At 66.7% G+C, this 5,097-nt stretch carries 6 protein-coding genes; 1 reads left to right on the forward strand and 5 read right to left on the reverse strand.

What is annotated here, in order from left to right; genetic code table 11:
• Positions 1-188, forward strand: a 188-nt coding sequence (locus tag ACFOWB_RS25975; protein ID WP_378150270.1) for a hypothetical protein, incomplete at its 5' end; no start/stop codon positions are given.
• Between the two features lie 22 nt (positions 189-210).
• Here ACFOWB_RS25975 and fdxA read toward each other — a convergent pair.
• The 5 genes from fdxA to ACFOWB_RS26000 all read right to left on the reverse strand — a co-directional run bounded on the left by fdxA (position 211) and on the right by ACFOWB_RS26000 (position 4,748).
• Positions 211-549, reverse strand: coding sequence for a ferredoxin FdxA (gene fdxA / locus ACFOWB_RS25980; protein WP_378150272.1), 339 nt, complete (start codon positions 547-549; stop codon positions 211-213).
• Positions 550-594: 45 nt separating this feature from the next.
• The gene (locus ACFOWB_RS25985) at positions 595-1,485 is read right to left on the reverse strand and encodes an ABC transporter ATP-binding protein (protein ID WP_378150279.1); all 891 of its coding nucleotides are present in this window, start codon (positions 1,483-1,485) and stop codon (positions 595-597) included.
• Positions 1,486-1,496: 11 nt separating this feature from the next.
• Complete coding sequence (locus ACFOWB_RS25990; protein ID WP_378150274.1) at positions 1,497-2,402, reverse strand: ABC transporter permease; 906 nt, start codon at positions 2,400-2,402, stop codon at positions 1,497-1,499.
• Positions 2,371-3,789, reverse strand: coding sequence for an ABC transporter substrate-binding protein (locus tag ACFOWB_RS25995; protein ID WP_261404421.1), 1,419 nt, complete (start codon positions 3,787-3,789; stop codon positions 2,371-2,373). The genes ACFOWB_RS25990 and ACFOWB_RS25995 overlap by 32 nt, the downstream gene beginning before the upstream one ends.
• 170 nt (positions 3,790-3,959) lie before the next feature.
• Positions 3,960-4,748, reverse strand: coding sequence for a Crp/Fnr family transcriptional regulator (locus ACFOWB_RS26000; protein WP_378150277.1), 789 nt, complete (start codon positions 4,746-4,748; stop codon positions 3,960-3,962).
• Positions 4,749-5,097 lie beyond the last annotated feature (349 nt).

Genomic DNA, 5,097 nt, shown 5'->3' on the forward strand with positions numbered 1-5,097 from the left:
AACAGCGTCTCGGTCCAGTGATGCACATGCGTCACGCGCTCTTCGAGATATTTGCTCATGGCGTCGCTTTCGATCGATCGTTGCGTTGCCCGCTGGCTCCGCCGTCATGCCCGGCGAAGCCGGGTATCCACGACTTTGAAAACGCTGCGGCCTGGAGGAAAGTCGTGGATGCCCGCGAGCGGGCATGACGGCGGCGGTTCGAGCGCCCGCTCACGCCGCCGCCGGATCTGCGTGTCCGAACACGGCCTCGAGCTTGCCCGGCGCTCCGTCCCATTCGGCGGCGTCGGCGGGCGGCTCGCCCTTTTCGGAGACGTTCGGCCAGACGGCCGCGTATTTCGCGTTGAGCGCCACCCAGCCTTCGAGCCCGGCTTCCGTGTCAGGTTTGATGGCTTCCGCCGGGCATTCAGGCTCGCAGACGCCGCAATCGATGCACTCGTCGGGCGCGATCACCAGCATGGTGTCGCCCATGTAGAAGCAGTCGACCGGGCACACCTCGACGCAGTCCATGTATTTGCAGCGGATGCAGTTCTCCGTGACGACATAGGTCATCGGCGGTCCGTCCTTGCGATTTTGAACGTGAAGCTTCCCGCGCGTTCAGAGCGCGCGGGCGATGTCATGGCCTTCGAAATTCTGCGCGAGGCCCTTCAGCGCGTCGTCGTTGATCTCGCCGCCCATGGCCTTGAGGCTCTCCTCGCGGATCAGCGACATCAGCCCTCGACGCAGCGCCAGGAACTCGGACGACATGATGAGCGAGGGATCGCGCGGCCGCGGCAGAGGCACGGCGATCTCGGCCTTGATGGCGCCGGGGCGCGCGGTCATCACGTAGACCCGGTCGGAGAGGAAGATCGCTTCGTCGATGTCGTGGGTCACGAACAGCACCGAGATCTTCAGCCGCTGCCACATGTTGGTGAGGATCTGCTGCATGATCAGCCGCGTCTGCGCGTCGAGCGCGCCGAAAGGCTCGTCGAGCAGCAGGATGCGGGGGCCGGTGGCGAGCGCCCGCACGATGCCGACGCGCTGCTTCATGCCGCCCGAAAGCGCGTCCGGATAGTGGTTCTCGAACTGCGAGAGGCCGGCGAGGCCGAGCAGCGTGCGGGCCTGCCGGCGGCGCTCGGAACGGTCGATCCCCTTCATCTTGAGGCCGAATTCGACGTTCTCGACCACCGTCTTCCAGGGAAACAGCGAGTATTGCTGGAAGATCATGCCGCGGTCGGCTCCGGGCCCCGTGATCGGCTTGCCGTCGACCAGCACCTCGCCCGAGGTCGGCTTCAGGAAGCCGGCGAGCGCGTTCAGCATGGTGGACTTGCCGCAGCCCGACGGGCCGATGATCGAGACGAACTCGCCGGGCTCGACGGTGAGCGACACGCCCTTCACGGCGTCGGTCGCGTCGTACTTCAGGCCGAAGTCGCGGATCTCGATCCTGCCCGGCCGCCCAGCGGCGTGCACAGGCTCCTTCAGGAGCCGCGGCTCCTCGGCGCGCTTCATCGAGACGACGGTCATCGTGCGGCGCTCCAGGGCATGACGAGGCGGCCGATCAGCCGGATGGCGAAGCTCGACGCGAGGCCGAGCACGCCGATGGCGATCATGCCGAGGGCGATGTCGGAATACTGCACGAGGCTGTAGGCCTCCCAGGTGAAGTAGCCGATGCCGAACTGGCCCGAGATCATCTCGGCGGCGATCAGCGACACCCACGCCACCCCCATGCCGACGGTGAGGCCCGTGAAGATCTGCGGCAGCGTCGCGGGGAGATAGACCTCGCGGAAGGTCGCGGCCTCGCTGGCGCCGAGCGAACGGGCGGCCCGCACCAGCACGGGGTCGACCTGCGCCATGCCGTGCAAGGTATTGAGCAGGATGGGGAAAAACGAGCCGAGGAAGGTGATGAACACGATCGACTGCTCGTTCGTCGGCCACAGCATGATCGACATCGGCACCCAGGCGATGGCCGGGATCGGGCGCAGCACCTCGGAGACCGGGAACACCGCTTCCCGCAGCAGCCGGAACCGCCCCATCAGGAGGCCGAGCGGGATGGCGACGAGGGCTGCGATCAAGAAGCCGTAGAGGATGCGTCGGCAGCTCATGCCGACATGGGAGAAGAACATGCTGGTGGAGAACGCCGCCTCCGCGCTCGCCAGCACGTCGGCGGGCGAGGGGACGTTGGCGAAGCGGACGTAGACGTTGATTCTGTAGGTCGTCAGCAGGTGCCAGGCGAGCACGAACAGGAGCAGCGAGGCGAGCCCCACGGCCGCGGCCCGCCAGGGCAGGCGGCGGAGCCGGGCCGGGAGGCGGGGGGCCTCCCGGGCGGCCGCGATGGGGGACGCGGCCGCCGTCTCAGGCGGCCGGTCGGCGGTCGCGGCGAGGCCGGCCACCGCCTCAGCCCTTCGTCGCCGCGGCGAGGGCGTCATCGAACGACACCATCTTGCCGCCGGAGGACTTGGCGAAAGCCTCGGCGTCCGCCTTCAGCATGAAGGGCGAAAGCTCGCCTTTTTCGCTCGCGACGTAGAACGCCTTGTCGGCGAACAGCTTGATGCCGCGCGCGGTGTCGAACACATAGGCGACGTTCATCGCGGTCCCCTTCGACTGGAAGTCGCGATAGGCGCCGAGCGTGCAGGCGGCGGAGGAGAACGGCAGGATGTCGCCGTCCTTCACCCAGATCTCGCCGGCCTTGCGCGGCTCGGTGATCGCGGTCTTGCAGAAGCCGTCCTCGCCCTTGATCTCGTAATTGTCGGTCGAGGCGAGTTGGCTATCGTAGTCGAGCCCGCGGGCCTTGAAGGCGGCGCGGATGAAGCCGTCATTGACCCAGCCGTCGACGTCGAACTCCTTCATGCGCCCCATGTCCTGGAGCACCTTCACGTCGACCTTGGCGGCGTCGATCAGCGGCTTCTTGATGGTCGGGTCGACCGTCATGATGCCGCCCGGGCCGAGGAACACGTAGACGACTTCCTTGTCGGTGCCGGTCCACTTGGAGATCATCTCGGCGGCGCGCTTGGGGTCTTCCTTCACCCAGGCGGCGGCGTCGAGCGAGGCCTGCAGATAGGCGTCGACGAGCTCGGGATACTTCTCCGCGAAATCGGTCCGCACCACGACGCCATGGAAGGTCGGCAGGTTGGTCTGCACGCCGTCGAAGATCTTTCTGGCGAAGCCGCGGAACGGCAGGAGCTCGGCGAAGGGCACGAAGTCGGCGTGGGCGTCGATCTTCTGCTCCTTCAGGTTCGTCGAGCCGACCTCGGGGCTCTGGCTGACGAGCTGGAAGAAGTCCTTCGGGAGCTTTGCGTCCTGCATGGCCTTCAGCACCATGCCGTGGGCGGCCGAGCCGAAGGGCACGCTCAGAACCTTCCCCTTGAGATCCTCGAGCGCGAAGTAGGGGCTGTCCTTGTGCACCACGACGCCGTTGCCGGAGCCATAGATGTTGTAGGCCGCGATCGTGATGAGCTGCGACTTCGACTCGGCGTTGTTCTGGAACGTGAAGCCGTTGACGACGAGCGGATAGTCGCCCATCGCGCCGAACTGCAGCTTGTTGGCCATCATGCCGTTGGTGACGGGCGGGCCGGAGGTGAAGTTCTGCCATTCGAGCCGGATGTCCATGCCGGCGTATTTGCCGGTTTTGGGCATGTGCTTCTCGAACAGCTTCAGCTCGCGGATGACCGCGCCGGTCGTGACCGTGTTGGTGGTGCCGTCCTGCGTGCCGACGCCGATGGTGAGGCTCTCGGCGGCGGCCGGGCCCGCGAGGCCGGCCGCCAGGGCGAGCGCTGCGAGCGACGCCGAAGCTCTGTTGATCCAGGAAGTCGTCATCGCGCGCCTCGCATCTTCGGGATCAGGGTCGCCGGTCGCAACCGGCATGCCGATCATCGAAGCGGCTTTGGAGCTCTTCAAACGAAGAGGGCGCGAGCCGGTCGATTAGTTTCCGAGATTTGTGACGGCGCCTCGAAGGCAGGCGAAACTGCTTCATCGATGCTTCGAAATTAGGCGTCGCCGCTCCGCCGCATCTCGTCCAGAAGGTCCGGACGGCGGATCAGAATCTCGGAGCGCCGCGCCTCCACGACGCCGCGCTCGGCGAGGCGCTTCAGGCTAATGGTGACCCATTGCCTCGTGGCCCCGACGAGGTGGGCGAGATCGGCATGGGTGAAGCTCGCGGCGATCAGCACGCCGCCGTCTTCGGGCACGCCGTAGAGGTCGGCGAGGTGCAGCAGGAGATGGGCGAGACGCTCGGTGATCGAGCGCGTGCCGAGCATCTGCGCCATGGTCGAGTAGCACTTGCCCTTGAACACCAGCCCCTCGATCACGCCGATCGCAAGGGTCGGGATCTCGAGCACCAGCTCGCGCAGCGCAGCGCCGGGAATGTGGACGACGCTCGAATTGCTGGCCGCCATCCCGGACCAGACATGTGTTCCGCCGCCGAACACCTCCGGCCCGCCGACGAAATTGCCCGGATACCAATAGGCCAGCGTGATCTCGCGGCCGGAGGGCGCGGCGTAGAACACGCGGATGCGTCCGGTCTCCACGAGATAGATGCCGTCATGGGGCGAGCCCTGGGAGAACAGCGTCGCGCCGCGATAGAGCACGCGCTTGCGGCCCCGGGCCATCACCCGCTGCTTTTCGGCGTCGCTGAGGCCCTCGAGCAGCGGGCGCTGGCGCATCGCGCCTTCGGCGGAGGCTTCGCCCTCCGACAGGAGGAGCGAGGCTCCGGGCGCTGGAAACTGCGGGCCGGCCGCCATCAGGGGCGGCCAGGCGACGGCGGTGGAAAGGCCCATTGGTTCCCTCGCATCGCTATGGTGCGATGCAGCAGACCACGAAATTGGACCAGTTCAAAGCTGAAACGTCACGCGGCCGTCGTGTCGGGGAGGGAGCTCGACGCTGAAGGTGGATCCTCCGGAAACGAGGGCGCTCTTGTCCCGGACTTGATCCGGGACCGAGAACCGACATCGTCATGGAAGCAAGCGCCGAACCCGCGTCGCCTGTCCCGGAAAGCGCATCGGTTCTGGGTCCCGGATCAGGTCCGGGACAAGGGGGGCGGCGGCGACGATCGGGACGGAAGCGGGAAGGCGGCTCCGCCGACGATGGGTTCTCCGGAAACGGGTCGCTCTTGTCCCGGACTTGATC

Origin of the sequence: Chenggangzhangella methanolivorans (genome assembly GCF_042648545.1) — a bacterium.
GTDB classification, from domain to species: Bacteria; Pseudomonadota; Alphaproteobacteria; order Rhizobiales; family Methylopilaceae; genus Methylopila; species Methylopila methanolivorans.

Coding starts and splice junctions, on each gene's coding strand:
- ACFOWB_RS25990 (WP_378150274.1), bottom strand. CDS start 2,402: ATGACGCCCTCGCCGCGGCGACGAAGGGCTGAGGCGGTGGCCGGCCTC.
- ACFOWB_RS26000 (WP_378150277.1), bottom strand. CDS start 4,748: ATGGGCCTTTCCACCGCCGTCGCCTGGCCGCCCCTGATGGCGGCCGGC.
- fdxA (WP_378150272.1), bottom strand. CDS start 549: ATGACCTATGTCGTCACGGAGAACTGCATCCGCTGCAAATACATGGAC.
- ACFOWB_RS25995 (WP_261404421.1), bottom strand. CDS start 3,789: ATGACGACTTCCTGGATCAACAGAGCTTCGGCGTCGCTCGCAGCGCTC.
- ACFOWB_RS25985 (WP_378150279.1), bottom strand. CDS start 1,485: ATGAAGCGCGCCGAGGAGCCGCGGCTCCTGAAGGAGCCTGTGCACGCC.